The organism is Ghiorsea bivora, from assembly GCF_000744415.1.
Taxonomy (GTDB): Bacteria; Pseudomonadota; Zetaproteobacteria; order Mariprofundales; family Mariprofundaceae; genus Ghiorsea; species Ghiorsea bivora.
In genome coordinates, this window is record NZ_JQLW01000005.1 from 146,155 (window position 1) to 172,654 (window position 26,500).

General features: G+C 41.4%; 29 protein-coding genes. 15 read left to right on the plus strand and 14 right to left on the minus strand.

The window, feature by feature from the left end; all coding sequences use genetic code 11:
* The first annotated feature begins 37 nt into the window (after positions 1-37).
* The 3 genes from groES (at position 38) to DM09_RS01230 (ending at position 4,198) form a co-directional block, all read left to right on the plus strand.
* Positions 38-328 carry a co-chaperone GroES gene (gene groES / locus DM09_RS01220; protein ID WP_038246958.1) on the plus strand — a complete coding sequence of 97 codons (291 nt, stop codon included), beginning with the start codon at positions 38-40 and terminating at the stop codon, positions 326-328.
* Between the two features lie 41 nt (positions 329-369).
* A complete protein-coding gene (gene groL, locus DM09_RS01225; protein WP_038246960.1) occupies positions 370-2,007 on the plus strand; it encodes a chaperonin GroEL in 1,638 nt (545 codons plus the stop codon).
* Between the two features lie 163 nt (positions 2,008-2,170).
* The gene (locus tag DM09_RS01230; RefSeq protein WP_081881057.1) at positions 2,171-4,198 is read left to right on the plus strand and encodes a M3 family metallopeptidase; all 2,028 of its coding nucleotides are present in this window, start codon (positions 2,171-2,173) and stop codon (positions 4,196-4,198) included.
* A gap of 7 nt (positions 4,199-4,205) precedes the next feature.
* On the opposite strand, the gene DM09_RS11760 is transcribed toward DM09_RS01230, so the two are convergent.
* The 3 genes from DM09_RS11760 to DM09_RS11835 all read right to left on the minus strand — a co-directional run bounded on the left by DM09_RS11760 (position 4,206) and on the right by DM09_RS11835 (position 5,007).
* Positions 4,206-4,433, minus strand: coding sequence for a tyrosine-type recombinase/integrase (locus tag DM09_RS11760; RefSeq protein ID WP_269764220.1), 228 nt, complete (start codon positions 4,431-4,433; stop codon positions 4,206-4,208).
* Entirely contained in the window at positions 4,430-4,771 is a 342-nt protein-coding gene (locus DM09_RS11765; protein ID WP_269764221.1) for a site-specific integrase, read from the minus strand. Before DM09_RS11765 ends, DM09_RS11760 begins: the two co-directional genes overlap by 4 nt.
* A gap of 158 nt (positions 4,772-4,929) precedes the next feature.
* Complete coding sequence (locus DM09_RS11835) at positions 4,930-5,007, minus strand: hypothetical protein (RefSeq protein ID WP_232507728.1); 78 nt, start codon at positions 5,005-5,007, stop codon at positions 4,930-4,932.
* A gap of 315 nt (positions 5,008-5,322) precedes the next feature.
* Between DM09_RS11835 and DM09_RS01240 the strand changes: the two genes are divergently transcribed.
* From DM09_RS01240 to mnmE, 6 genes are all read left to right on the plus strand, one after another.
* Positions 5,323-6,003 (plus strand): type 1 glutamine amidotransferase domain-containing protein, encoded by a 681-nt coding sequence (locus DM09_RS01240; protein WP_038247385.1) that lies wholly within the window; start codon positions 5,323-5,325, stop codon positions 6,001-6,003.
* 773 nt (positions 6,004-6,776) lie between these two features.
* The gene (gene rpmH / locus DM09_RS01250) at positions 6,777-6,911 is read left to right on the plus strand and encodes a 50S ribosomal protein L34 (protein WP_038246965.1); all 135 of its coding nucleotides are present in this window, start codon (positions 6,777-6,779) and stop codon (positions 6,909-6,911) included.
* Positions 6,908-7,243 carry a ribonuclease P protein component gene (gene rnpA / locus DM09_RS01255; RefSeq protein ID WP_318024120.1) on the plus strand — a complete coding sequence of 112 codons (336 nt, stop codon included), beginning with the start codon at positions 6,908-6,910 and terminating at the stop codon, positions 7,241-7,243. The genes rpmH and rnpA overlap by 4 nt, the downstream gene beginning before the upstream one ends.
* A gap of 1 nt (position 7,244) precedes the next feature.
* Positions 7,245-7,457: a membrane protein insertion efficiency factor YidD gene (gene yidD / locus DM09_RS11275; RefSeq protein WP_081881036.1), complete on the plus strand. Its 213-nt coding sequence runs from the start codon at positions 7,245-7,247 to the stop codon at positions 7,455-7,457.
* A gap of 44 nt (positions 7,458-7,501) precedes the next feature.
* Positions 7,502-9,100 carry a membrane protein insertase YidC gene (yidC, locus tag DM09_RS01260; protein ID WP_038246969.1) on the plus strand — a complete coding sequence of 533 codons (1,599 nt, stop codon included), beginning with the start codon at positions 7,502-7,504 and terminating at the stop codon, positions 9,098-9,100.
* A gap of 92 nt (positions 9,101-9,192) precedes the next feature.
* Positions 9,193-10,518: a tRNA uridine-5-carboxymethylaminomethyl(34) synthesis GTPase MnmE gene (gene mnmE / locus DM09_RS01265; protein ID WP_038246971.1), complete on the plus strand. Its 1,326-nt coding sequence runs from the start codon at positions 9,193-9,195 to the stop codon at positions 10,516-10,518.
* A gap of 68 nt (positions 10,519-10,586) precedes the next feature.
* Here the strand turns inward: mnmE and DM09_RS01270 are convergent, their stop codons facing one another.
* From DM09_RS01270 to DM09_RS01310, 9 genes are all read right to left on the minus strand, one after another.
* Positions 10,587-11,093, minus strand: coding sequence for a hypothetical protein (locus tag DM09_RS01270; RefSeq protein WP_038246974.1), 507 nt, complete (start codon positions 11,091-11,093; stop codon positions 10,587-10,589).
* A 66-nt stretch (positions 11,094-11,159) separates the two neighbouring features.
* Entirely contained in the window at positions 11,160-11,666 is a 507-nt protein-coding gene (locus DM09_RS01275) for a hypothetical protein (RefSeq protein WP_038246976.1), read from the minus strand.
* Between the two features lie 11 nt (positions 11,667-11,677).
* Positions 11,678-12,253: a phosphoribosylglycinamide formyltransferase gene (gene purN, locus DM09_RS01280; RefSeq protein ID WP_198401635.1), complete on the minus strand. Its 576-nt coding sequence runs from the start codon at positions 12,251-12,253 to the stop codon at positions 11,678-11,680.
* Positions 12,243-12,950 carry an ABC transporter permease gene (locus DM09_RS01285; protein WP_038246978.1) on the minus strand — a complete coding sequence of 236 codons (708 nt, stop codon included), beginning with the start codon at positions 12,948-12,950 and terminating at the stop codon, positions 12,243-12,245. The genes purN and DM09_RS01285 overlap by 11 nt, the downstream gene beginning before the upstream one ends.
* Positions 12,950-13,756 (minus strand): hemolysin family protein, encoded by an 807-nt coding sequence (locus DM09_RS01290; protein ID WP_038246979.1) that lies wholly within the window; start codon positions 13,754-13,756, stop codon positions 12,950-12,952. Before DM09_RS01290 ends, DM09_RS01285 begins: the two co-directional genes overlap by 1 nt.
* On the minus strand, positions 13,756-14,241 hold the full coding sequence (ybeY, locus tag DM09_RS01295; protein WP_232507713.1) for an rRNA maturation RNase YbeY: 486 nt from the start codon (positions 14,239-14,241) through the stop codon (positions 13,756-13,758). Before ybeY ends, DM09_RS01290 begins: the two co-directional genes overlap by 1 nt.
* Positions 14,219-15,175 carry a PhoH family protein gene (locus DM09_RS01300; RefSeq protein WP_081881037.1) on the minus strand — a complete coding sequence of 319 codons (957 nt, stop codon included), beginning with the start codon at positions 15,173-15,175 and terminating at the stop codon, positions 14,219-14,221. Before DM09_RS01300 ends, ybeY begins: the two co-directional genes overlap by 23 nt.
* Positions 15,165-16,535, minus strand: a complete 1,371-nt coding sequence (gene miaB, locus DM09_RS01305) for a tRNA (N6-isopentenyl adenosine(37)-C2)-methylthiotransferase MiaB (RefSeq protein WP_051937890.1) — start codon at positions 16,533-16,535, stop codon at positions 15,165-15,167. Before miaB ends, DM09_RS01300 begins: the two co-directional genes overlap by 11 nt.
* Before the next feature lie 259 nt (positions 16,536-16,794).
* A complete protein-coding gene (locus tag DM09_RS01310; protein ID WP_038246981.1) occupies positions 16,795-17,073 on the minus strand; it encodes a peptidylprolyl isomerase in 279 nt (92 codons plus the stop codon).
* Between the two features lie 120 nt (positions 17,074-17,193).
* Between DM09_RS01310 and DM09_RS11280 the strand changes: the two genes are divergently transcribed.
* Positions 17,194-19,842 (plus strand): hybrid sensor histidine kinase/response regulator, encoded by a 2,649-nt coding sequence (locus DM09_RS11280; RefSeq protein ID WP_198401636.1) that lies wholly within the window; start codon positions 17,194-17,196, stop codon positions 19,840-19,842.
* Between the two features lie 6 nt (positions 19,843-19,848).
* Here the strand turns inward: DM09_RS11280 and DM09_RS01320 are convergent, their stop codons facing one another.
* A complete protein-coding gene (locus tag DM09_RS01320; RefSeq protein ID WP_038246982.1) occupies positions 19,849-21,441 on the minus strand; it encodes an ABC-F family ATPase in 1,593 nt (530 codons plus the stop codon).
* 182 nt (positions 21,442-21,623) lie between these two features.
* On the opposite strand from DM09_RS01320, the gene DM09_RS01325 reads away from it, so the two are divergent.
* Genes DM09_RS01325 through DM09_RS01345 form a run of 5 tightly spaced genes read left to right on the plus strand, consistent with a single transcriptional unit; the run spans position 21,624 to position 26,155 of the window.
* Entirely contained in the window at positions 21,624-22,523 is a 900-nt protein-coding gene (locus tag DM09_RS01325) for a DNA adenine methylase (RefSeq protein ID WP_038246984.1), read from the plus strand.
* Complete coding sequence (locus tag DM09_RS01330; RefSeq protein ID WP_232507714.1) at positions 22,486-23,457, plus strand: type II restriction endonuclease; 972 nt, start codon at positions 22,486-22,488, stop codon at positions 23,455-23,457. Before DM09_RS01325 ends, DM09_RS01330 begins: the two co-directional genes overlap by 38 nt.
* 2 nt (positions 23,458-23,459) lie before the next feature.
* Entirely contained in the window at positions 23,460-24,410 is a 951-nt protein-coding gene (locus tag DM09_RS10950; RefSeq protein WP_051937892.1) for a ParB/RepB/Spo0J family partition protein, read from the plus strand.
* Between the two features lie 5 nt (positions 24,411-24,415).
* Positions 24,416-25,261, plus strand: coding sequence for a hypothetical protein (locus DM09_RS01340; RefSeq protein WP_038246988.1), 846 nt, complete (start codon positions 24,416-24,418; stop codon positions 25,259-25,261).
* 3 nt (positions 25,262-25,264) lie between these two features.
* Positions 25,265-26,155, plus strand: a complete 891-nt coding sequence (locus DM09_RS01345; protein WP_038246989.1) for a DNA-methyltransferase — start codon at positions 25,265-25,267, stop codon at positions 26,153-26,155.
* Between the two features lie 3 nt (positions 26,156-26,158).
* Here DM09_RS01345 and DM09_RS01350 read toward each other — a convergent pair whose 3' ends face one another.
* On the minus strand, positions 26,159-26,497 hold the full coding sequence (locus tag DM09_RS01350; RefSeq protein WP_038246990.1) for a phenylpyruvate tautomerase MIF-related protein: 339 nt from the start codon (positions 26,495-26,497) through the stop codon (positions 26,159-26,161).
* Positions 26,498-26,500: the final 3 nt, after the last annotated feature.

The following is a 26,500-nucleotide window of genomic DNA, read 5'->3' on the forward strand; positions in this document are numbered from 1 at the left end:
AGCATACTTTTAGATTCTTATAAGAAGGAGAAACAAAATGGCAAACATTCGCCCATTACACGATCGTGTTATCGTTCGTCGCTTAGCTGAAGAAGAAAAAACTGCAGGCGGCATCATTATTCCTGACGCAGCAAAAGAAAAACCATTACAAGGCGAAATCATCGCTGTTGGTAAAGGTAAACTATTGGATAATGGCGACCTTCGCGCATTGGACGTTAAAGAAGGCGATACTGTTATCTTCTCAACTTACGCTGGCACGGAAATCAAGATTGATGGTGAAACACTTCTCTTGATGCGTGAAGACGACATTCTTGGCGTTATCGCTTAAACACACAATCATTCTAATTTTATAATTAAGGAGTTTTAAACATGGCTAAGGAAATTCAATTCGGAGACGAAGCTCGCGCAAAAATGCTTGCAGGCGTTGATAAATTAGCAAACGCAGTAAAAGTAACATTAGGCCCCAAAGGTCGTAATGTTGTGCTTGATAAATCTTGGGGCGCACCAACCATCACCAAAGATGGCGTATCTGTAGCCAAAGAAATCGAGCTAGAAGATAAATTTGAAAACATGGGCGCACAGATGGTCAAAGAAGTTGCGTCTAAAACTGCGGACATCGCAGGTGACGGCACAACAACGGCAACTGTATTGGCACAAGCCATTGCAAAAGAAGGCAACAAAGCGGTTGCAGCAGGCATGAACCCAATGGACTTGCAACGCGGTATCGACCAAGCCGTTGCAGCTTTAACAGCAGAGCTTGCCAATCTATCCAACCCCGTGAAAAACCAAGAAGAAGTAGCACAAGTCGGCACTATTTCTGCCAACGGTGATGCTGAAATTGGTAAAATCATTGCTGATGCAATGGAAAAAGTAGGTAAAGAAGGCGTAATTACTGTAGAAGAAGCCAAAGGCTTGGAAACAGAACTGGACGTGGTTGAAGGTATGCAATTCGACCGTGGTTATTTGTCACCTTATTTCGTGACCAATGCAGACCGCATGGAAGCGGAATTAAAAGACGCATACATTTTGTTCTTCGAGAAAAAAATCTCAAACATGCGCGACCTACTTCCAGTCTTGGAAGCTGTAGCTCGCTCTGGTAAACCTTTGATGATTATCGCTGAAGACATTGAAGGCGAAGCCTTGGCAACATTGGTTGTGAACAAAATGCGTGGCGTGATGAATGTTGCGGCCGTGAAAGCACCTGGTTTTGGCGACCGTCGCAAAGCCATGATGGAAGACATGGCTATTTTGACCAATGGTAAAGTCATTTCTGAAGACCTTGGCTTAAAATTGGAAAATGTAACCTTGGAAGACTTGGGTCAAGCGGGCACTGTCCAAATCACCAAAGACACAACCATTATTGTTGATGGTGCGGGTGATAAAGATGCCATCGCTGCTCGTGTAGCTTTGATTCGTAAACAAGCTGAGGAATCCACTTCAGATTACGACAAAGAAAAACTACAAGAGCGCCTAGCTAAATTGGCTGGTGGTGTTGCAGTAATTAAAGTTGGTGCGGCTACTGAAGTTGCGATGAAAGAGAAAAAAGACCGTGTGGATGATGCATTGCATGCAACACGTGCAGCAGTTGAAGAAGGTATTGTTGCAGGTGGTGGTGTTGCACTTATCCGTGCGAGCAAAGCATTGGCTGACCTTAAAGGTGCAAACCACGACCAAGATGCAGGCATCAATATTGTTCGCACTGCAATCGAAGCACCTTTGCGTCAAATCGTAAGCAACGGTGGCGGCGAAGCTTCTGTAGTTGTGAATGAAATCGCAAAATCTAAAGATGCAAACTTCGGTTATAACGCTGGCACTGAAGAGTATGGCGATTTGGTGAAAATGGGCGTAATTGACCCAACCAAAGTGACCCGTACCGCACTTCAACATGCAGCTTCAATCGCTGGTTTGTTAATCACAACTGAAGCCATGGTTGCAGATATCCCTGAGCCAGCAGCTCCTGCTGCACCAGATATGGGCGGCATGGGTGGAATGGGCGGCATGATGTAGATTGCTTACTTTGTCATATCGAGCGTAACCGAGACATCTCCACTTCATTCGATGTGACAGCGAGCAAACGCGCAACCCTTAGCAACACAAAGCAAAGGCGACTTCTTTATGAAGTCGCCTTTTTTATTTGTTTTCATCATCATTTACCTGCAAACTTATGACCATGAATATCATTGCAAACCAACTCCCCCCTTTTGACGTACTCGACCCTAAAAATAACATCCAAACACTTGAGCAAACACTTGCCGATGCTAAACAACGCATCGATACTTTAGCAGCCCAATCCACACCCACTTGGGAAAGCCTCATGTTGCCCTTAGCAGAGATTGACGAGAGCATTTCAAGGCTATGGAGCCCCGTGTCTCACCTGCATTCAGTGTGCGACACCGAAAGCATTCGCCCGGTGTATGAACAAGGTGTACAAATCATGACCCAATGGGGCACTTGGATTGCAGGGCATCAAGATTTATTCAAAGCCATCCAAGCTTTAAGCCAAAGCGCCAGTTTTAAAGACTTGAGCGAGCCACAACAAACAGCCATCACCAATACGTTGCGCGATTTTAAACTGGCAGGCTCTGCACTGGAAGGCGCTGACAAAAAACGTTTTGCTGAAATCAAAATGCGTTTGGCTGAATTGGGCACATTATTTTCACAACATGTGCTCGATGCCACCCAAGCTTTCACCTTACACATTGAAGATAAAAACAAGCTTGCAGGTTTACCTGAGTCTGCCATAGATGCTGCTGCACAACGTGCCCAAGATGATGGTAACCAAGGTTATCTATTCACCTTAGATATCCCATCTTATTTGCCTTTAATGCAATACTTGGACGACTCAAACATTAGAGAAACCATGTATAAAGCTTATGTGACCCGCGCCAGTGAAGGTGAGTTAGATAATACGCCAGTCATTGAAGAAACCTTAAAATTACGCAAAGAAATGGCACAGCTTCTAGGTTTCGATAGTTATGCCGACTACTCACTTGCCGATAAAATGGCATCCAGCGTGGATGAAGTGAGTTCGTTTTTGCGCGATTTAGCACATAAATCGAAGAAAATGGCAAAAAAAGACCTAAAAGAACTACGAAACTTTGCCGAAAACACCTTAAATATGCAAAAACTTGAAGCATGGGATATTCCTTACGCCTCTGAAAAGCTACGCCAAGAAAAATACGCCATATCCCAAGATGAATTAAAACCGTGGTTTCCTGAATCATATGTTAAACAAGGTATGTTTACCTTGGCTGAAAAGTTATATGGCATTCAAATTGTGCCAGCTGATTCACCTGTATGGCATGAAAATGTGTGTTATTACGATGTGCTTGATAAACAAGGCAACAAAAAAGCAGGTTTTTATCTCGATCCTTATGCCCGCAAAGGTAAACGCGGTGGCGCATGGATGGATGAAGCTTTGGTGTCATGGCGTTTTGCCGATAACACATTACAACACCCTGTGGCTTATTTGGTGTGCAACTTCGATGCACCCGTCGGCAATAAACCTGCATTATGGACGCACGATGAAGTCATCACCCTATTCCACGAGTTTGGGCATGGTTTGCATCATATGATGACGGCTGTGGATGTACGCGAAGTGTCAGGCATCAATGGTGTGCCTTGGGATGCTGTGGAATTACCAAGCCAATTCATGGAAAATTTCTGTTGGGAACGCGAAGTACTCGACTTATTCGCCAAACATTATGAAACGGGCGAACCGTTGCCTCAAGCCATGTTTGAAAAAATGACCGCCGCAAAAAACTTCCAATCTGCCATGCAAATGCTGCGTCAGATTGAGTTTTCGTTGTTTGATTTATTGCTTCATACTGATTTTGACCCCGAGGGCGAACAAACGGTGCAAGACAAGTTGGATGAAATCCGCGCAGAAGTGTCGGTACTTACCCCGCCATCGTTTAATAAATTCCAAAATAGCTTCTCGCATATCTTTGCAGGTGGTTATGCCGCAGGATATTTCAGCTACAAATGGGCGGAAGTATTGTCTGCCGATGCGTATGCTGCATTTGAAGAGGCATCGCTTGGCAAAAGTATCATCAATACTGAAGTGGCAAGCCAATTCCTTGATGAAGTCTTATCGCGTGGCGGCAGCAGAGATATGATGCAAAGCTATCAAAGCTTCCGAGGCAAAGCCCCAACGGTGGATGCCCTGCTTAAACACAATGGTATTCAGACGAACTAAAATATGTCTAAGGGCTAACCATAGCCCCTAAATTCTGCTGCAACACATACGTATAAGTCTCTGTCGTTTTCACATCCGCATGACCAAGAAGCTTTTGCACCACCCGAATGTTCGTACCAGCTTCCAACAGGTGCGTGGCAAAGGAATGGCGCAGCGTATGCGATGTTACCCTTTTGTTGATGCCTGCTTTTTCTTTTGCGCTTTTTATTGCTTTTTGTAAGTTGGATTGATTCACATGGTGACGACGAACCTCTCCATTCTCAGAGTCTTTTGATAGCGTTTTGGGTGGGGAAATAAATTGCCATGCCCACGTTCTTGGCGCGTTCGGATATTTTCTTGCCAAAAAATCAGGCAGCCAAACATTGGCAATCCCATGCGATCAAATAAAGTTCGAATAACATGCAGCTGCGCTTTTAAGTCGTCATACAAAGCCTTCATTAACAAGCTTGTACGGTCTTTATTTCCTTTGCCTGCGTGGACAGGTAAACAACCGTAGTCACAACCAATATCCTGAACCCGCAAACGAAGCAGCTCATTCAGACTCAACCCCACACGATACATCAGACGTGCCATCAACAGCATTCCCCCCTTGCATGGCATCGAAAAGATAACTTATTTCTTTTTAACATAACGAGCAAGCGCGGTGACCTTTTCGAGCGAACCGCAGTAATATCATCAGCAAAGGGTAAATGAAGAACATTTTCATACAAAAAAAGCAGTGCATTAAACGCCTAATTTTGCGTTGATACAGCAACATGTTTCTCTACCACCAAATGACTCAAATAAGATTCAACCTCGGGCTTCCCCATATCTTTTGGATGTCGTTTTTGATGAAAAATATAAAGTCTTTAATCCAATAAGTAATATGCCTCTTCTGTGCGCTTCCCATAATGATAATAGGCATGACCTCACTCACCTGATCCATCAAACGCACAGCTTGAGAACGAAAAGATGATTAACCTTGACCTTAGATGAGTATGTCGGCATTGTAGTTCCTGCTCCACTTTCAATCTTTAATATGCAATATAGTGGAAACATTGTCCACCTATAAGAGTTTATAATGAGGAATGATGCTTACTCCTATTCGGATAGTTAGGCAATACGGAATCAAAAAGGGAACCTACATGAAAATACTCCTTGTACTTACATCACATAATCAACTTGGAAATACAGGACAGAAAACTGGATTCTGGCTAGAGGAGTTTGCTACGCCTTACTACATATTCAAGGATGCAAATGCAGATATCACACTTGTCTCTCCTAATGGAGGGCAACCACCTCTGGATCCCAAAAGTGACGAGCCAGACTTCCAAACAGAAGCAACTGAACGCTTCAAGGGGGACGATGACGCTCAAGCGGCGCTAGCAAATACGTTGAAACTATCAGATATTTCACCTGATGATTACGATGCTGTATTTTATGCTGGTGGACATGGTCCACTGTGGGATTTGGCCGAAGATCGTAACTCTATAGCCTTAATTGAAACAATGTATACCTCTGGGAAACCGGTTGCTGCAGTTTGTCACGCACCTGCGGTACTCCGTCATACCAAAACCCCGGATGGTTCCCCCTTAATAAAGGGCAAGTCTGTAACTGGTTTTAGCAACACTGAAGAAGACGCTGTTCAACTTTCAGAGGTTGTGCCGTTTCTGCTGGAAGATGAGTTAAAAGCGAAAGGAGCAAGCTATTCAAAGGCCGACGACTGGCATCCATATGCCATTACTGACGGCAACTTGATAACCGGCCAAAACCCGGCCTCATCAGATCCTGTGGCGAGGGCTGTGCTAGAGAAATTAAAACAATAAATGCCTAACAAACTCATCCAGCGGGACTTTCATAAGGTTCACAATTTTGGGCATTCGTAAAAATCGTGCCCCTTCTGAAAGCCCCTAATGAGGGCGTTATATGCAATAGGGAGTTACAATATCATCTGACGCATACGAAGAGCAAAAAGCATCAAGTGGTTCACTAGCTACGATAATTTTTATAATTTCTGGCCTATATCTGTTCATAGATAATCTTGGCTTTGGTTCATTGATATCACTAAGAGCATTAAGCTTTTTCGTTGTTGGTATGTTTGCTGCGGCAATTATAATCGGTGTGCCGGCTTATTTACTACAACGAGCTGTAGGAAAAGTTCTTATAAAAACGGTGTCAGATCCATATTCAGAAGCTGCAATTAACAAAATCAAATTAATCGGCGTGGCTTTATTGCTAGTTCAGGTAATGGTCATCTTCGTAATCACGAAGCTTGCGTTCCAGTGGTTAATGCTATGAGGTCGCATACAACAAATCAATCAAGTACGCCTGCAAAAATCAGGTCTTGATGCAGGGTAAAATGCATTTCTTGACAGAGGTTCTCAAGAAAGTATCTGACCCCTATCTTCATTTAAAGGAGACTAAGGGTAGCCTAAAATATATCATGAAGTCATCATCTTCAGATGTTGATACTCCTGAATGGCATCTTTTAAGCAGCTCTAAGAAAGGCTGGCGCTGATACAAGTTCTTATGAATCATTGACACCAAAGATGCGCCGATTATGATGCGCTTCCTTTTTTCGGATTAGTAGGAGTTTCAAATGAGTTTTACATACAAACCAAGTCGTATTCGTCGCGCTCGCACATGTGGATTCCGTGCTCGCATGGCAACTCGTGGTGGTCGCGCTGTACTTAACCGTCGCCGTGCTAAAGGCCGCAAACGTCTATCTGCATAAAAACAGATTTCCCTCGTGAATTCCGTTTAATCAGTAAAACTGATTTTGCGCGAATGAAACAAGGCAAACGTTTTAGAGTTTTAGGATTGAATTTGATAGTGGCCCCAAATGCTTGTAATCATGCACGTTTGGGGCTTGCTGTATCTACAAAGTATGGCAACGCTGTGCAACGCAATCGGCTCAAACGATGTCTAAGAAGTGCATTTCGCCAACACCCAATTCGTAATAAACACATGGATATATTGGCCATACCAACACCACAATTACAAAGCAACCAGGTCTCAGAACAGACCATGAATACTTGCTTTGATAAGCTACTTAGTCGCATTTAATATGCAGTGGATTTTAATCAAAATAGTACAGTTCTACCGCTATATTATTTCACCCATGTTGCCTTCGCGCTGTCGTTTTATGCCCACTTGTTCCGAGTATGCACTTGAAGCACTGCAAAAATACGGAGCCATCAAAGGTGGTTGGTTGGCGCTCAAACGTATTCTACGTTGCCATCCGTTCTCATCATGTCATGGTTACGACCCGCTGCCGTAGGCAGCAACCTTTTTTAACACATTTAAACATATAGGATTTATCGAATGGACAACAAAAACCTGATTTTAGCTTTTGCACTTTCCATGTTTGTTCTCATGGCTTGGGGCTGGATGTTTCCGCAACAAGAAGTTATAAAACCTGTGACACAACAGGATGTTCCAAGCCCAATCGATGCTGAACACACCATAGCGCCACTTACCGCTACAGCCCAAGCACCAAACAATGCTACACAAGCAACCGTCACCAAACCTGCAACAAGCAAAGAGGTTTTAGCAACCAACATTATTTCTGAATTTGGCAATGATGTGTTATCCTTGAAAATCAATGCCCGCGGTTGGTTAACTGAAGCCACACTGCTTCAATACCAACAAGCACTCGACAACCCAGAAAAAATCAAACTTCTTTTGCAAAATGAATTTCATCAAGCTTATATCAACAGCGGCGTACTTACGCAAAAACTCGTTGAACCCTTCAAACTTGTTTCACTTCAAGATAACAATGGTACAACAGTGGCTCAATTTGAAGGTAAATTGAGCGATGGTTACATCTGGCAACGTACTTACACTTTAGAACAAGGTTCGTATGTTCTTAAAACAGAAGACCGTATCAAAGGCGGTGCTGGGCTTAAATTATACCTACAAGTCGTTGAGAAAAATCCAATTGAAGCTGCAACAAAAAATTACAATGAACATGATGGTCCGATTGGGTTGTTTAACGGTGATTTAGTTGAAGTGACTTATGACGAGTTGGATGAAACGGGTGAGAAAAAATTTGCATCCGTTGGCGGTTGGACTGGCATGATGACCCGCTATTTCATGAACACAATTTATGCTGCAGACCAAGAAGAACACTACCGTTATTATTTTAAAGGTGATGGCAGAGCATATCAAGCTGGGCTTATCCATGATGGTGTCGTGGATAATGGTGACATGGTATTTGAAAATAATATCTTTGTTGGCCCTAAATCTGTGCCCGAGTTAGAAAAACTTGGTGTAGGTCTTGATCGAGCGGTTGATTTCGGATGGTTAACGGTTATCGCCAAACCATTACACGAAGTCATGCTTTGGTTGCACCAATATATCCCTAACTATGGTTTGATTATCATCTTGATGGTGCTTGCCCTAAAAGCGATATTATTTATCCCAACACAAAGTGGTTATCGCTCTATGGCGAATATGCGCAAACTTCAGCCTGAAATGGCAAGGCTCAAAGACCGCTACGGTGATGATAGACAAAAAATGGGCCAAGAAGTAATGGCACTGTATAAGAAAAACAAAGTAAACCCACTGGGTGGCTGCCTACCTATCTTAGCACAAATGCCTATATTCTTTGCGCTTTATAAAGTACTCCTTATTTCTATCGAATTGCGCCAAGCGCCTTTCTACGGTTGGATACATGATTTATCCGTACAAGACCCTTATTTCGTATTACCTGTGTTAATGGGTATATCGATGTTTATCCAAATGCAGCTTAACCCTGCACCAACTGACCCAATCCAAGCTAAGGTAATGAAATTCTTACCCTTGTTTATGACGGCGATGTTCTTGTTCTTCCCTGCAGGTTTGGTCTTGTATTGGGTTGTGAATAATATTCTTTCCATCATTCAGCAACGTTTGGTTATGCGGAGCATGAATGTTGACTAAGTTCCGAGCTTCATAGCTATTGCTCCCAATGACATCATGATCAAGGCAAAGGAGAGAAGTTTGCTAACACAGCAAATGAATAGCGCGTTACGATGAATGATACTATTTCTGCGATTGCTACCCCACATGGTCGGGGTGGCATTGGTATCATCCGTTTATCGGGGCCACAGGCTGCTAGCATCGCTTTAAAGCTATGCCAACGTGATAAACCCTTCACACCTCGCTTTGCCCACTTTCACCACTGGTACGATGATCAAGGTGAAACCATTGATCATGGCTTAACCATTTATTTTGCAGGCTCGAACGCTTATACAGGTGAAGATACTGTAGAACTACAAGCTCATGGTAGCCCTATGCTGCTGAAAGCCTTATTCGAACGCACCTTAATGCTTGGCTGTCGTGCTGCTGAGCCTGGTGAATTTACCCGCCGCGCAGTTGAACATGGCAAGATTGATTTATCCCAAGCTGAAGCTGTGGTGGCATGTATTGATGCAGCCACCCTAAGAGCTGCCAAACAAGCCCAAAAACAATTGGATGGCACATTTGGTCGCCGTATATCCCAGTATATGGATGATTTAACTTCTGTGGTGGCACATGTAGAAGCATGTTTAGATTTCCCAGAAGATGAAGTACCAGAACTTTTTTATGGGCAACTTCGCCAACGTGTTGAATCCGAACTCATAACGCCTATTCAGCAACAGTTAAACAGTAAACTTGGCGAACGTTTATTTGAAGGGGCAACCGTTGCCATTATTGGTGAACCCAATGTTGGTAAATCCAGTTTATTAAATGCATTGTCGGGGCGTGACCGAGCCATTGTCACAGATATTGCAGGTACTACCCGTGATACCCTAGAAGTTGATTTTGAAGTGCATGGTATCCCTATCCGCCTGACCGATACCGCAGGTTTGCGGCAAACTGATGATATTGTTGAACAAGAAGGGGTAAGACGCGCCAAACAAACTGCCGAAACAGCAGACTTGGTTATTTTTATTGCTGACGCTTCTCGACCTGAAACTTGGACACCCGAAACACATTTTGAAAACCTTCATATTCACCTCAAAGTCATGAATAAGGTCGATAAAACCAAAACCTTAGATGCCAAAGACTTCTTACCCATCTCCATCAAACAAAACCAAGGTTTAGAAACACTGATTGAAGTCATGGCAACCCAATTGGGAGACACTGATTTGACAGATGAGTCCGCCTTAGTGACCTCCTCCAGACATCGCGCAGCGCTTGAAGTATCACTCGCCCATATTGTTGCGGGTTTAGACATGTTAGGGCGAGAAGAAATGATTGACTTAACAGCCATGGAATGGCGCAGGGCATGGTCTACGCTTGGTGAAATTCTTGGTATTGGTGATGTAGAGTTTATTCTCGACAAAGTTTTTTCTGAATTTTGTATCGGCAAATAAACACATAAAAAAAGACCTAAGCTTTGGCTTAGATCTTTAAATCAACCACAACCACAACAGTGGGTGTATTAGTCTTCAACACTCACATTGGCATAAAAAGCAATACCAGTATTTTCATCTTCATCCAACATAAACCATCCATCAAAACCTTGTGAAGTATCTGGAATATTCGTATGTGGAATAAACAATGTTTTGCGCAAGTTTTCACCACGCCCTACTTTAATAATTTTACAAAGACCACCCAATAAAAACGAGGTATCTTCTTTGGTACTTTCATCTTTATAACTCAGCTGACAATCCACACCAAAATCACCAAGGCTGCCTGACTCATCACGCAATACGCTGGTCTGCAGAGTAATCACATCACCATCAATAGCACCTGCAGTGTGTGCTAAGGCAAGAATTTGTGAACCCTCCATCGCCGAAATAAAATCACTAAACGTTCCTTCTACAATCGGTGAAAATTCAAAACCTTTATCCACCTTCTGAAATGCCGCAAAATTCACGCTTCTAACCTCACCGGCTAAGCTTAAAGTTGGAATAAACAGAATGAAAACCAATAGATATTTAAACATCAAAAACCTCCCATAAACATAGCACTATGCGTTAAATGATAACCTGAATCAAATAATCAGTAATAACTAATCAGATACACTTACATTTGCATAAAATGCAATACCTGTTTTTTCATCTTCATCCAACATAAACCATCCATCAAAACCTTGTGAAGTATCTGGGATATTTGTATGTGGAATGAATAATGTTTCACGAACATTCTTACCGCGCCCTACTTGAATAATTTTACAAAGACCACCCAGTAAGTATGACGGGTCAGTGCCTACACTTTCATCTTTAAAACTCAATTGGCAATCAATACCAAAGTCTCCAAGGTTACCTGATTCATCACGCAATACGCTGGTCTGCAAAGTAATCACATCACCATCAATAGCACCTGCCGTGTGCGCTAAGGCAAGAATTTGTGAGCCACGCATTGCTGTAATAAAATCACTAAATTTACCTTCTACAACCGCTTCAAACTCAAAGTCTTTATCCACCTTCTGAAATGCCGCAAAATTGACGTTGCGGGCTTCACCTGCTGTCGCTAAATGTGGTAATAGCAACAACAAACCCAATACATATTTTAACATTTTCTCTCCCCTCAACTATCTTTTATAAGTTTATCAATCACATCAGGATAAATCTCATATTCTTTTTCTTGAATCCGAGCATGCAATGAAGCATGGTCGTCTTCAATTAACACAGGCACACAAGATTGAGCAAGTATAGGCCCACTGTCTAGTTCTTTTGTGACAATATGCACCGTACAGCCTGAAACCTTTACCCCATACCGCAGTGCATCACCTACAGCATCCGCCCCAATGAAAGACGGAAGCAGCGAAGGATGAATATTAATAATGTGCTGTGGAAAGGTCTGAATAAAACTTTCAGATAAAATGCGCATATAACCTGCCAGTACAATCAACTTACAATCAGCATCTTGAATCACTTGGCTACACGCTGCATCAAATGCTTCTCGTCCTACATAATCTTTTGGATTAATAAAATAAACATGGGGCACCCCAGCCTTTTTAGCAATTTGCAAAGCACCCGCATCCGCTTTATTACAAATCACCACTTCAACTTTTGCGCAACAGTCGCCACGCGCAACAGCTTCTAAGATTGCTTTTAAATTACTTCCTTTGCCTGATGCCAATACTGCAATTTTATTGTTCATTTTTTACTTCTACAACCCCTTTATGCAAATGTTGCATCATTAAAAAGCTGACCACACAGGCCGTAAAGCTGGAAGCAACAATCATATACAATACCACCAATTGCGCTGATGCAGCCGCAAACACTGTGCTCCCTGCTAAAATCATGCCAACAAAAATTCCCGGCATATGTACCAAACCCACTACTTTAAGCGTATTAATCGGTGAAATCATCGCTGTTCTCAACCCTTCTTTGACTGTGGTTACCGCTACACCCTCAACAGGTTTTACACGTTCAAACATAATCGAGATAGCGTTCATACCATTGGCTGCAACCATACTGCCCAAAGGAATAAGTGTGCGCGCATTATCTTCAAAGGCTTGTACAAAAATAAGCCAAGGTAATGTCACCAAACAAGCTACAGCAAGCCCAAAACTCGACGATAACCAAGCATGTCCAAAGCGATAATGGTAGCCCGCGGAAGTATAACCAGCGAGAATACAAAAGCCTAAAATAATACCCGCTTGTGCCCAATACGATTGAATATCAAACAACCAATGCAACACAAACGCCAACAATAACAACTGGAGTGGTGCGCGAACCGAAGCAATGAGCATGTCTTTGGTTAATCCCAACGCTTGTCGGTGTGCCCAATACCCAACGGCTACCAATAACAGCCAAGCTGCCATAATCGTAGCAACGACTTCTAAACCATCCATCAATCTTGCGTTTGTGGACGAATACGAACCCGTATCACTCGCCTTGGGTCTGCCTCAACAATCAACATATGAAGCCCTGCAATCTGCACCCGCTCTCGACTCACAGGGATACGCCCAAGTTCACTGGTAATTAAACCTGCCACGGTATCGTAATCACCCTCAGCAAATTCCATGTTCAAAGCCTCGCCAAGCTCTTCAATGTGTACACGCGCCAATACTTCAATATCACCATTCTCAAGCCGAGTAATACCTGCATCATCCTCTTGGGTATCTTCATCAATCGAGCCTACAATTTCTTCCAGTAAATCAGACAATGTTACCAAACCCGCCGTGCCGCCAAACTCATCTTGTACAATGGCAATATGGCTGCCTTCGCGCATTTCTGACAATAATCCTGCAACCCGTTGCAGCTCAGATATTTTAGGGCATGGACGCAACATATCCGACAAAACAATCGTTTGGTTTTTGATACGCGCCGCAAACAAATCCCAAAGATAAACAACACCAACAACCTTATCCAAATCACCATCCGTCACGGGCAACCGAGTAACTTTGGCATTCATCATTTCTTCTTCTAAATCAGCGGCTGAAATGGATAAGTCTATGGTGTGGAGATTTGAACGCGGTGTCATGATTTCACGCACCCGTGTATCATGAAACTCTACAGCTTGAATCAGCATACGTCTTTGCTCATCCGAACGAATAAACTCAGCACGTTGCACAATATTTAACAACTCTTCCTCTGTTTCACCAGGTCGCAGCCAATCCAGCAATTTTTTGCGTAATTTACAGCGCCATTGGCTCATCAATTCACCTCATCGGAGTATTCAGGGTATGGCTGGTGTAATCCGAGCTTTAACATCACTTGATTCTCTAACCGCTGCATCACTTGCGCTTCATCATCGGCAATATGGTCATACCCCAACAAATGCAATATTGCATGTGCTATCAAATGCATACTATGTGCCTCTACAGATAAGTTTAGACGCATCGCTTCTGATTGTACAAAAGGTACAGCTAAAATAATATCACCAAGCGATTCATCAGCATCAAAACTAGCCCCATCTTGCATGGGAAAGGATAACACATCAGTGACTTTATCTTTTTCGCGCCATTGTGCATTCAGTTGCTGTACCACTTCATCACTGGAAAAACGAATACAAACGGATGGTTGTCTGATGTTTCTAGCTTCTAAACAACTTACTTTCACTGCGCTTTCAATATTTTGCTGTGAAACCAGTAAATTCACATCATCATCTACAATAATATCAATCATATTTATCATAAGCATGTACAATGCTTTCAACCAACCTATGCCGAACCACATCTTCGGCACTCATACGACAAATACCAATATCTTTCACACCAGCCAACACCGTCAATACTTGCAATAAACCACTGTCTTGCTCGCGTGGTAAATCCACCTGTGTTACATCACCCGTAACCACCATTTTTGAGCCAAAACCCAGACGCGTTAAAAACATTTTCATTTGTGCTTTGGTTGTATTTTGCGCTTCATCCAAAATGACAAAGGCATCATTGAGTGTACGCCCACGCATATAGGCTAAAGGTGCAATTTCAATCACCCCTTGCTCCATCAAAGCTGCCATTTTCTCTGTGCCAATCATATCCGAAAGGGCATCAAAAAGAGGGCGCAAATAAGGATCAACCTTTTGCTGTAAATCACCTGGCAAAAAACCAAGGTTTTCACCGGCTTCTACAGCGGGTCGTGTTAAAATAATCTTCTCAACTTGATGGGTTTGCAAAGCAACAACGGCATGTGCCACTGCCAAATATGTCTTCCCACAGCCAGCAGGCCCTACACCAATACTTAAAGTTTTATCGGCAATGGTTTGTAAATATTTACGCTGATTCGGTGTTTTACCTTGAATATTCCTGCGCCCTGCTGCCAATACAATAGCATTCACCTTTTCATCATAACTTTCTTTTGACACAGCACCGCTCCGAAATTCGCGCAACATATCTTCCACGCCTTGTTTTTCTATCTTGCCCTGACTGACTTGTTGTTTCAAAGCTTCAAGTGCCAATACGGCATCTTCAGCCTGCTCACCCAAGATAAACCATTTACCCATTTGACCGCGCAAACTGACATGAAATGTATCTTCAATTTTTTTGATATGCTGATTATTCGTACCACAAAACAGCGCCAATGTTGCAGCATCAAGCTCACTACACTCAAATAAAACAGGCTCTTTAATCTTCAATGAGCAACTCGCCCCTTAACGACATATTATAGGCAGCTGTAATTTTTACTGGCATGGTTTGTCCAATCAAACGTGGATTACCTTTAAAATGTACAATTCGGAAATCAGGTGTGCGCCCTTGCAGGTCACCTTCATTTTTACCTTTGCTTTCCACCAATACTTGGCTGGTTTTACCCACTTGTTTTTCCATGCGCTCTCGTGATTGCTCGCGCAACAAAGCCAATAAACGTTGCAAACGCTCATCTTTTACATGCTCCGGCACATCATCTTCCGCTTTGGCTGCGGGTGTACCTGGTCGCGGTGAATACTTGAAGGAAAAAGCAGAGTCGTAACCTACTTTACGAACCAAGTCTAAAGTCATCTCAAAGTCTTCTTCTGTTTCACCAGGGAAACCCACGATAAAATCTGAAGACAAAGCAATATCAGGTGTATGCAAGCGCAACTCATCAATCGCCTTAAAATAATCATCCCGTTTATGTCCACGGTGCATGGCTTTGAGAATAACATCTGAACCCGACTGCACAGGTAAATGTAAATATGGCATCAAGGTTGGAATCTCAGCAAATGCTTCACAAAGCTCAGTGGTCATTTCCATAGGGTGAGAAGTGGAAAAACGCAAACGCTCCATACCTTCTAAACCACCCACCAAATGCAATAAATCCGCAAAACCTACTGTTTCACCATCTTCATTTTCACAGTGGTAAGCATTCACATTTTGCCCTAGCAATGAAATGTCTTTTGCCCCCGCATCAATCAGTTGTTGGCATTCTTTTAAAATATCTTCTGGCGGACGTGAAATTTCAGCACCCCGTGTATAAGGCACAATACAGAAAGTACAAAACTTATCACAACCCTCCATAATCGTGACATAACCCGTCAAACCTTCCACTTTGGGTTTAGGTAAATGGTCAAATTTCTCAATTTCGGGCATGTCTGTTTCTGTAAGATTCACACGATTCCGGCGAATCTCTTTCACCATTTCAGGTAAACGATGGTAAGTCTGCGGTCCAAACACAATATCCACATATGGCGCACGTTGTTGAATGCGCTCGCCTTCTTGCTGCCCTACGCAGCCACCTACACCAATAATCAAGTCAGGGCGTTTATCTTTAATCTTTTTGTAACGCCCCAGCTCTGAATACACTTTATTTTCAGCATTTTCGCGAATCGAACAGGTATTCATCAAAATCACATCTGCATCAGCAGGTTCATCAACAATACGTAAACCATAAGCTGATTGCATCAAATCACTCATGCGGGAGCTATCATAAACATTCATAGCGCAGCCATAAGTTTTAATAAATAATGTATCTAAACTTTTAAGCTTGGACTTTTTTTCGGTTGTTTCGGTGACTAACATGCCCGCAAACTAAAAGGCTAAAGGCAATAGTGCAACGTATGGCTATGATGTATCAATAAAACGGCCTACCCACAGAACCCTTTTCGCTTAAGTGGGTTATCGTACTCAGGCATTAGGCAACCCAACCAGTGGGCTTCACACAGCAAAAGTAACATCAAACCCCTACAGAGCTTATCGACTCAAGTGGGTAGGCCGCAAAACCTATCGCCAAGTTTTATCATACGCAAAATCGTGGAAAAGTCAACCTTAAACGTAACAGTTAGTTCCTGAAATATACGACAATAAGGTGGTAGCCAAACTTGGATTTAATAGGGCCATGCACTTGTGATAAAGGCTTTTTAAAGACAACTTGCTCTACAGCTTTCACCAGCTGCCCTTGAAATACTTCGCCCAAATCTCCACCTCGCTTGGCAGTAGGGCAAATAGAAAATTTTCGTGCTAACTTGGCAAAGTCTTCGCCTTTATTCAACTTAATCTTAATAGAATCTGCTTCAGCTTTGTTTTTGACCAATATATGTTTTGCCATTGCACTTTTCATACATGCTCCTTTTTGCTATATAAATTAGCAAACCCTAAACCCATATTATAAAGGCAAGTGATTTTTTCTATGCGCAATGCTACGATTCGACAGGGTGGGATAGTAACTAATGGAGGGCCTATGGACACTATTAACACCACACAAGCCCTTAAAATCCGTAAAGAGCAAGTATATTTACTCTACAACTCCTCCTTCAAGGCTGCTATAGCCACAACTATAGCCGCTTGCGTACTAACCTATATGCAATGGTCTTACATTACACATATCACCCTTATACTATGGTTAAGCCTTATAGCTGTCATTAGTATAGCTCGTATTGTTTTTTACTTCGCATTTAAACAAAAACAACCTGCGGCTCAAGATATTAAATTTTGGGAAATGTCTTATACTTCCTTAACTATAGGTGCAGGTCTTGCTTGGGGGGCTGCAGGTATATTCTTGCTCCCCGAAAACAACTTTGAGTACCAAGCTGCTACGATTATTCTTTTAGCAGGTATGGCAGCAGGCGCTACCACTACCCATTCCATATTACGTACACCTGTTTTTATTTTTCTTTTCTTAACCATGGTACCACTTACCATTAATTTACTTCTTGATTATACAAAGTTATCACTCTCCTCTGCTTTCATGTGCTCTCTTTATACGGTCTTTTTAGCCATCACCGCCAACAACCTTTATAAAACACATTTACAAAACATTACCCTACGTTTGCAAAGCGTGACCCGTGAAAAATTCATGCGGGCGTCCCAAGATATGGTGCATCAAACATCCAAAATATTAGAGATGATTGCTAGGGGGGTGCCCGCAACTGAAGTATATAATGCCGTCGCCCTGCTTTATGAAAGCAGACATCCTGGCATGCGCTGCTCATTATTAGAGCTAAAAGGAGATACACTCATTCACGGTGGTGCACCAAGTTTACCCAAGCCCTATTGTGATGCCATCAACGGCTTAAAAAATGGGCCGAATATAGGTTCATGTGGCACATCAACCTATACCGGGGAACGTGTACTCGTGGAGGATATTGCCACAGATCCTAAATGGGAAAACCTCAAGGATGTTGCTCTGCCCCACGGTATGCGCTGCTGTTGGTCTGAGCCAATCAAAAACAACAAAGGGAAGGTGTTGGGTGCATTTGGCATGTATTATAATCACCCCGCGCTACCCAATGAACTTGAACTGGCAGACTTAGAATCAGGCGCAAGGCTTGCCGGCATAGTCATGGAGCGCCAGCAACATGAAGACCTGTTACAAAAGCTTTATGGTGCCTTTGAGCATACCCAAGATGCCATCATGATCTGTGATTTAGAAGCGAAATTGGAGTATGTGAACCCCGCTTTTGAAAAGATGACGGGGTATTCAGCGCAAGAAGCTGTCGGTCAGTATATCAAAATACTACGCAGCGACCAGCATCCACCAAGTTTTTATGAAAAACTAGAAGCCCAAGATCATGCTGGGCAACATTGGCAGGGTGAAATCATTATCAAACGCAAAGATGGTACTTTCCTTGAAGTTGAACGAACAGTTTCCCCTATTTTTGATCAACATGGTGAAGCCATTTTCCTCGTTGCTATTCAACGCGACCTGACTGAGCACAAATTACTTGAAGCCAAGTTTTCACAAGCACAAAAAATGGAGGCTGTTGGTACACTTGTGGGTGGTATTGCCCATGATTTCAATAATATTTTGGCTGGCATCACAGGCAATTTATATTTATTACAAATGCGTTATGCTCAAGATAGCGATGCCATGCAAAAATTAACGCGTATCGAACAGTTATCCGACCGCGCCACCAGTTTAATCCAGCAAATGTTAACTTTTGCCCGCAAAGACACAGTTAGCATGACAGACCTTAATCTTAACCAGTTGGTCACTGAAGTATTTGGTTTAATTCGCACCTCCATACCTAAAAATATCGAACTTAATCTTGATATAGAACAAAATACGACCTTTATTCATGGCGATACCACTCAAATTCACCAAGTATTACTGAACCTTGTCAATAATGCCCGTGATGCCGTGGAAAACAGCAGCCAACCATGCATTAATGTCACACTAGGTACTTATGATGTTGATGAAGATTTTGTGCAACAGCGACCTTATTTCAAGACTGGTCACTATGCTTTGTTAAGTATACAAGATAATGGCTGTGGCATACCCGATGAACACTTGGAACACCTCTTTGAACCCTTTTTCACCACCAAAGATGTCGGCAGAGGTACAGGTTTGGGTTTATCCATGGTCTTTGGTGCTGTTAAACGCCACCAAGGTTTTGTTGAAGTGGCTAGCCATGAAAATCAGGGCACAACTTTCCATGTCTACATTCCTTTATTACAAAACAAAACAGCTCTGCCAAAAACTGAGAACAGCGACAAACTCACTACCAAAGGTCATGGTGAACTTATTTTATTGGTTGATGATGAAGCTATGATGCTTGAAATGGGCACCGATGTATTACAATCGCTGGGTTATCGCGTATTACAAGCATCAGATGGTTTAGAAGCTGTTGATATATTCACAGCCAATCAACACGACATTGCCTTGGTGATTACCGATATTGTGATGCCCCGCCTTGGTGGTATTGAAGCAGCCGAGCGTATTCGAAACATTCAAGCCAATAGCAAGATTATCTTTTCTTCAGGTTATGACCCCGACAGCACCTTGACCCAAAATATCCTTGCTAAGAATGAAATTATATTAAGTAAACCTTATCACATCAATGCCTTAAGCGAGGCGATTGCCAAGGCACTGCGTAACAAACAAAATTAACTGTGGTTACACTACACCTTGAGACTTAAGGTATTCTTCATATGTACCATGATAATCGGTAATACCATTTTCAGTAATTTCAATAATGCGTGTCGCCAATGATGATACAAATTCCCTATCATGAGACACAAAAATCAACGTACCTTCGTAACGCTCCAAAGCTGAGTTTAGCGACTCAATAAATTCCATATCCATGTGGTTGGTGGGCTCATCAAGCAACAATACATTGGGGTTTTGGAACATGAATTTACCAAATAACATCCGCCCTTTTTCACCACCGGACAATTGTTGAACACGTTTTTCAATATCTTGCTTGGAAAACAACATGCGTCCAAGGTTTCCACGGATTTCTTGCTCACCATGTTCATCTTTTTTCCACTGTGCCATCCAATCAAACACGGTTTCATTGTCTTTAAAGTCATGGGTATGGTCTTGGGCATAATAACCAATATTGGCATTTTCAGACCATTTGACCTCACCAGTATCCACAGTTAAATCACCCGCAAGGCAACGCAATAATGTTGTTTTACCAATACCATTGGCACCAATCACTGCCACCCGCTCCCCAACAGGCACCATCAAATCAAATTTCTTAATCACCTGCTGGTCATCAAAGCTTTTGCTCACACCTTTGAGCTCTAAAGCAATTTTAAACAGCTTCTTATCTTGCGTAAAACGCATAAACGGCATCACACGACTGGATACTTTGACTTCATCCAGCTTAATTTTGTCCAATTTTTTAGCCCTAGATTGTGCTTGGGTTGCTTTGGATGCATTGGCAGAAAAACGGCGCACAAAAGCTTGCAGCTCTGCAATTTCATCTGCTTTTTTGGCATTGCTTTGCAATAGTTTCTCTTGCACCAAAGCTGCGGCTTCCATGTAATCGTCATAATTACCCGGATACAAACGAATCTCACCATAATCCACATCCGCCATATGCGTGCATACACTGTTTAAAAAGTGTCTATCATGCGAAATAATAATCATGGTTGCATTGCGCGATAAAATCACCGTTTCCAACCAGCGAATGGCATTAATATCCAAGTTGTTGGTCGGTTCATCAAGCAGAATAATTTCAGGGTCACCAAACAAGGCTTGGGCTAAAAGTACGCGCAACTTCAACCCCGGCGCAATAGACTTCATTTTCTCATCATGCAATTCAATCGGCACATTCATACTCAACAACAAATCAGCCGCATTGGCATCCGCGCTATAGCCATCAAGCTCGGCAAACGCAGCTTCCAAATCACCCGCGCGCATCCCATCTTCTTCGCTCATTTCAGGCAGCGCATAAATCGCATCTTTTTCTTCTTTGATTTTCCACAGCTCTTCATAACCCATCATCACGGTATCAAGCACAGTATGTTCTTCAAAAGCAAAGTGATCTTGGCGCAATTTACCAATGCGCTGATGTTCCCCAATCTGCACAGAACCCGCCGTAGGCACCAAATCACCACCCAAAATCTTCATAAATGTAGACTTACCGCAGCCATTGGCACCAATCAAGCCATAACGGTTATTGTCACTAAATTTGACCGTAACATTTTCAAACAAGGGCTTCTGCCCGAATTGCATTGTAATACCAGTTGTAGAAATCATTGTTTATAACCGTGAAACACATAAATTTAATCACTACATCGCACACATAATGATTTTGAGGGGAAACGCAGGATAGGGTCGGATTAGAGATATACAAGGAAAGCCCACAATGTAAGATTTTTTACTGGCAAAACAACAGCTCAAACCCTAGTGTTGATCGCGTTGTTTATGAGGGGAGTTTCATGTCAAAACAAGTTAAACCTTTTTTGAAGTGGGCAGGTGGTAAAACACAACTTCTTAGCGATATTCAGTCCCGCTTCCCTTTCCAAAAGCATGATAAGTTCACTTTTATTGAGCCGTTTGTAGGTAGTGGTGCTGTCCTTTTTTGGGTGCTCAACAACTTCCCTAATGTGAAAAAATGTGTCATCAATGATATCAACGCCGATCTTATCAATACCTACAATACCATCCGCAGTAATGTGGATGCCCTCATCAAGCAATTGGCAGTATGGGAAAAAGAATATCATCAGTTAGCTGAAAATATAGATGTAAAAAAAGAATACTACTATGCTAAGCGCGCAGCGTTTAACACAAAAAAAGAAAACAATCTTACCCAAGCAGCCTTGTTTATTTTCTTAAACAGAACATGTTTTAATGGTTTATATCGCGTAAACAGAAGTGGCGGGTTTAATGTGCCTATCGGCAGCTATAAAGCACCTAGGATTTGCGATGCGGAAAACCTGAAAAAAGTGAGCGAAGCACTACAAAGGGTAACTATTCTTCATGGTGACTTTGAAGAAACGGTTAAATATGCCGAAGAAAACACCATGTTTTATCTCGATCCGCCATACAAACCCCTTAGCGAATCATCTAGCTTCAATGCTTACGCTAAAGATGAATTTAACGACCGCGAGCAAGTCCGCCTAAGAGACTTCTGTAACACCTTGAATAACCATGGTCATGCTTGGATTTTAAGCAATTCTGATGTAAGCCAGATGGAAGAAAAAAACATGTTCTTTGATGATTTATATTCAGGTTATAAAATTAACCGAGTTTTGGCGAAACGATCTATCAACTCGAACTCGGCAAAGCGTGGCAGTATCCATGAGCTTCTTATTACGAATCAAGCGAGTGTCGCTTAAGATGAAGAAGTTAACGGAGTGGCTAAATCTTAAATCAGATGATGAACTCTTTGAATACTTTCAAAACACTTTAAAGCTTAAAGGCATCACCCAATGGGATTATTATGTGAATTGGGACAAAGTTTACCGTGGGGTTCTCCCATATGAAAAAGAGTTGAACTTATTGAATGTATTGATTGGCAAAGATGATATTTTCACTGAACTCACAAGCTTAATTTTAGAATACCCTAAAGTTGTTAACGCAATCCCTCTCTTGCTAGCCATTCGTTTTAAAACAAAAAAAGCGCAAGAGTTTAACATTTTAATTGACCCCGTGAATTACCAATATGATAACTTTGACCTCTCTATTAAAGAACCAAACCAAGAAGAAGCGCAAAGTATTGCAACTTTCTTTATAAATTCAGGCTTAGGCAAGCTTGTCCAAGACAAAAAAGTGAAAAACCTTGTTGATTTTGCAACAGGTGTGGAAGTAGGGCTAGACAGCAATGGTCGTAAAAATAGAAGCGGGCACCAAATGGAAAATTTGGTGGAACGATATATTCAAGAAGCCTGCACTGAGCTGAGTCTTCCTTACCTCAAAGAAGCAAATGCAAAAACCATCAAAGATGCTTGGGATATTGATATAGCCATAGATGAAGAAATACTGAAATCCTCAAGAAGAATGGACTTCGTTGTAAATAAACAAGGTAAGTTGTTCTTCTTTGAAGTGAACTTCTATAATGGTGGTGGTTCTAAGCTTAAATCAACAGCTACAGAATACATAAAAATGAATGAGCATTGGAACAACCAAGGTATTGAATTTGTTTGGGTTACAGATGGTGCTGGCTGGGTTAAAACATTGCAGCCACTTCGCGAATATTTTGATACGGCTAAGTACTTATTAAACTTGGAAATGCTAAGAAATGAAATTATCCTTAAAGTTTTGAGGGACTAATTATGTCATATAAAGCAGAGCTAAAAAATATTCCAATTAAATCCTTGGATAGAAATCCTGAAAACCCAAGAATATTTTTTAGACAAGAAGAGTTGGAGCAGCTATTAGTCTCAATAAAAAAAATAGGGTTACAGGTTCCGATTTCAGTTTATCGTGATGATGATAATAAATTCATTATTATTGATGGTGAAAGACGCTGGAGAACCTTCTTAAAGTTAAACTACCCTTCCATTCCCGCTATTATACAAGAAAAGCCTTCTGAATTAGAAAACTTATTACTCATGTTTAATATTCATGGGCTCAGAGAACAATGGGATATTTTTACTATTGCCAATAAGATTGAGCGTGTAATTGATCTAATAAGAACCAAGAAAGGTTCGGAACCTCTTGAACGAGAAATAAGTGCTGAAACAGGAATGACCTCTGGAGTTATCCGACGTTGTAAACTAATTATTGCATTACCAATGAGGTTTAAGAATCTAATCAAGGAAGAGTTGCAAAAACCAAAAAAAGACCAGCTTTACTCTGAAGATTTCTTCCTTGAGATGGAGCAGTCATTAAGAAGTGTTACGAAAAGGTTCCCTCAAATATTATCAGAAGATAATATTGATAAAGTCCGAGATATTTTGATTGAAAAGTACATACGGAAAGATATTAAAAGTGTTACTGACTTCAGAAAATTGACCAAGATTGCAACTGCCATTGATGGCGAAGCTTATAGCCCTGAATTAATAGAAAAGGAATTGAACACAATATTTACTGATAATAGTGTTGGTATTATTGAAGTTTACAATGAGACCGTTCAATCTCACTATGAAGACAGGCTTATTTCAAATAATATAAACTTGTTCTTTGCGAAACTTGATGCCTTGTCAGCAGAACAAATTCAAGACCCTCTACTGAAAGATGCTCTTCTTAAAATCCGAAATCGTATTAATGACCTTTTACAATAACAGATATGAATACATATTTGTTATTAGAACCCGATTTGGCGGAAGTTGCAGAGGCATCAATAAAAAAAATTCAACAAAGGCTTGGTTGTAAAAAACCTAAAATAGAGGAGCCATTTGATCCCAACATAAATTACTGTCCAACAATTCATTGGAAAACTAAAACTCATATAGTTGTTTGTGATGTTGCCTCAAGTCCTTTTCCAGATTCAATTCGTGATTTCTATTCTGATGTTTCTGTAAAAGGTATAGCTGTAAAAGTTATTATTGCTTACCCTCTTGAGCGACAGACTGACATCAAAAAATATGAAGCGGAGAAAAAGAAAGCCAAAGAGTATGGTATAGGTCTAATATCATTTGATTCTGGTGGTTTCGCCGCAATTGAAAATTTAGGTGTCTCAATACCCTTACATTTATCACCAATTAGACTAAGTGATTATAAACAAAAAATTCGCCCTCTAATTGAAGAGGCATATGAAGCCTATATGATTGATGGGAAGCCTGAGGTTGGACTTCAAAAGCTAGGGCAATCTATAGAAAATATCGTATTAAATTTAGCCTGTGAGGCTAAGAAAAAAGATAAGTTTACCTTTAGTGGCTTTAATCCGCCAACATACATAGCTCAAAGCAAACTAATTGGGGAACTAATTAAAGAAAGTATTGTTGATGTTGGTGTTCTGGGGATGTGTAAATCGTTTTGTAAGGATCGCAATGCAGTTAGTCATAAGCCTAAGTCTCGCAAAGAAGCAATATCAATTGAAGAAAAAATGAAAGCCAACTTTAATATTGGCTTAAGAATTTTACTCGACTTACCTACAGCTTTGACTCAAAAACATTATAAGTTAAAGCCTTGATAAGTGATTCGTTCGTATTTTAAATCTAATGACCATGCTTTTACTATACTAAAGAATGACTCTTTAAAAATTCTTCCAAAATTCAAGTTTGAATTTGATATGATTTTTGCAGATCCACCTTATTTTTTATCTAATGATGGTTTAACAATAAAGAATGGAAAAATAGTTAGTGTAAACAAAGGAAAATGGGACAAATCGTTAGGTGCGAAAGAAATGAACAAGTTTAACCGAAGATGGTTAAAACTTGCTCGAAATAAATTAAAAGATAATGGCACTATTTGGATTAGCGGCACAGCACATAATATTTTCAACATTGGGCAACTATTAACCGAACTAGATTTCAAGGTTTTAAACATCATTACATGGGAAAAGACCAACCCACCACCAAACTTCTCATGTAGGTATTTCACGCATTCCACAGAATTTGTTATCTGGGCAAGGAAGCATGAAAAAGTGCCTCACTATTATAATTATAAGCTGATGAAAGAACTAAATGATGGCAAACAAATGAAAGATGTATGGCGCTTGCCTGCTATTGCAAAATGGGAAAAGTCTTGTGGCAAACACCCCACGCAAAAACCATTGTCATTACTCACAAGAATCATTCTTGCATCCACGCAAAAAGGTGCTTGGATTTTAGATCCTTTTGCAGGCAGCAGTACAACTGGTATCGCTGCAAACCTGCTTGGGCGTAGGTATTTGGGTATTGACCAAGAAGAAGCGTTTTTAGAAATAAGTAAGGCTAGAAAACTTGAAATTGAGAACCCTGCTATTGCTGATTTATACCGTTCAAAAATTAGAGGGTTTATCGACAAGCGGCAGCTTTCAGAGTTTGTTGCAAATGAACCTGAAAGTGAATATTTAGTTCAGTCTCTTGATAAAATCATCAAGTAAAACCTAAAAAGTACCGCCGTTCCAGCCGAACATAACCCGCTCAGGTGCTGAAAATTCGATGTAAATGCGCGATGCATCAATGGATAGTGTTTCGCTCAAGAAATTGCAGATATGCTTGGATAAACTTGCCGTTTGACCACTGGTTAAACCCAAGCTTTTAAGCTCAACATACGCCAATGGTTCGCTTGTACCTGCAAAACTCATGGCTTGCGCATCCGAGATATGAATCATAACATAACTTTCGGGTTTGCTTAATTCATTCGCCACCAAAGCCAATGCAGATGTTAGAAATGTTTCTTTATTTGCAACTTTCATATTGGTTTGAATACTTAAAACAGGCATGGA

What these genes read in the sequence shown, in the direction of transcription:
- mnmE (WP_038246971.1), top strand. Translation starts at nt 9,193, where the DNA reads ATGAATGATACTATTTCTGCGATTGCTACCCCACATGGTCGGGGTGGC.
- DM09_RS01285 (WP_038246978.1), bottom strand. Translation starts at nt 12,950, where the DNA reads ATGGATGGTTTAGAAGTCGTTGCTACGATTATGGCAGCTTGGCTGTTA.
- DM09_RS11835 (WP_232507728.1), bottom strand. Translation starts at nt 5,007, where the DNA reads ATGGGGAAGCCCGAGGTTGAATCTTATTTGAGTCATTTGGTGGTAGAG.
- yidC (WP_038246969.1), top strand. Translation starts at nt 7,502, where the DNA reads ATGGACAACAAAAACCTGATTTTAGCTTTTGCACTTTCCATGTTTGTT.
- yidD (WP_081881036.1), top strand. Translation starts at nt 7,245, where the DNA reads ATGCAGTGGATTTTAATCAAAATAGTACAGTTCTACCGCTATATTATT.
- DM09_RS01230 (WP_081881057.1), top strand. Translation starts at nt 2,171, where the DNA reads ATGAATATCATTGCAAACCAACTCCCCCCTTTTGACGTACTCGACCCT.
- DM09_RS01270 (WP_038246974.1), bottom strand. Translation starts at nt 11,093, where the DNA reads ATGTTTAAATATCTATTGGTTTTCATTCTGTTTATTCCAACTTTAAGC.
- groES (WP_038246958.1), top strand. Translation starts at nt 38, where the DNA reads ATGGCAAACATTCGCCCATTACACGATCGTGTTATCGTTCGTCGCTTA.
- DM09_RS01330 (WP_232507714.1), top strand. Translation starts at nt 22,486, where the DNA reads ATGAGCTTCTTATTACGAATCAAGCGAGTGTCGCTTAAGATGAAGAAG.
- DM09_RS01350 (WP_038246990.1), bottom strand. Translation starts at nt 26,497, where the DNA reads ATGCCTGTTTTAAGTATTCAAACCAATATGAAAGTTGCAAATAAAGAA.
- miaB (WP_051937890.1), bottom strand. Translation starts at nt 16,535, where the DNA reads ATGTTAGTCACCGAAACAACCGAAAAAAAGTCCAAGCTTAAAAGTTTA.
- DM09_RS01275 (WP_038246976.1), bottom strand. Translation starts at nt 11,666, where the DNA reads ATGTTAAAATATGTATTGGGTTTGTTGTTGCTATTACCACATTTAGCG.
- purN (WP_198401635.1), bottom strand. Translation starts at nt 12,253, where the DNA reads ATGAACAATAAAATTGCAGTATTGGCATCAGGCAAAGGAAGTAATTTA.
- groL (WP_038246960.1), top strand. Translation starts at nt 370, where the DNA reads ATGGCTAAGGAAATTCAATTCGGAGACGAAGCTCGCGCAAAAATGCTT.
- DM09_RS01290 (WP_038246979.1), bottom strand. Translation starts at nt 13,756, where the DNA reads ATGAGCCAATGGCGCTGTAAATTACGCAAAAAATTGCTGGATTGGCTG.
- DM09_RS01310 (WP_038246981.1), bottom strand. Translation starts at nt 17,073, where the DNA reads ATGAAAAGTGCAATGGCAAAACATATATTGGTCAAAAACAAAGCTGAA.
- rpmH (WP_038246965.1), top strand. Translation starts at nt 6,777, where the DNA reads ATGAGTTTTACATACAAACCAAGTCGTATTCGTCGCGCTCGCACATGT.
- DM09_RS01320 (WP_038246982.1), bottom strand. Translation starts at nt 21,441, where the DNA reads ATGATTTCTACAACTGGTATTACAATGCAATTCGGGCAGAAGCCCTTG.
- DM09_RS11765 (WP_269764221.1), bottom strand. Translation starts at nt 4,771, where the DNA reads ATGGCACGTCTGATGTATCGTGTGGGGTTGAGTCTGAATGAGCTGCTT.
- DM09_RS01340 (WP_038246988.1), top strand. Translation starts at nt 24,416, where the DNA reads ATGAATACATATTTGTTATTAGAACCCGATTTGGCGGAAGTTGCAGAG.
- ybeY (WP_232507713.1), bottom strand. Translation starts at nt 14,241, where the DNA reads ATGCTTATGATAAATATGATTGATATTATTGTAGATGATGATGTGAAT.
- DM09_RS01325 (WP_038246984.1), top strand. Translation starts at nt 21,624, where the DNA reads ATGTCAAAACAAGTTAAACCTTTTTTGAAGTGGGCAGGTGGTAAAACA.
- DM09_RS10950 (WP_051937892.1), top strand. Translation starts at nt 23,460, where the DNA reads ATGTCATATAAAGCAGAGCTAAAAAATATTCCAATTAAATCCTTGGAT.
- DM09_RS11280 (WP_198401636.1), top strand. Translation starts at nt 17,194, where the DNA reads ATGGACACTATTAACACCACACAAGCCCTTAAAATCCGTAAAGAGCAA.
- DM09_RS01240 (WP_038247385.1), top strand. Translation starts at nt 5,323, where the DNA reads ATGAAAATACTCCTTGTACTTACATCACATAATCAACTTGGAAATACA.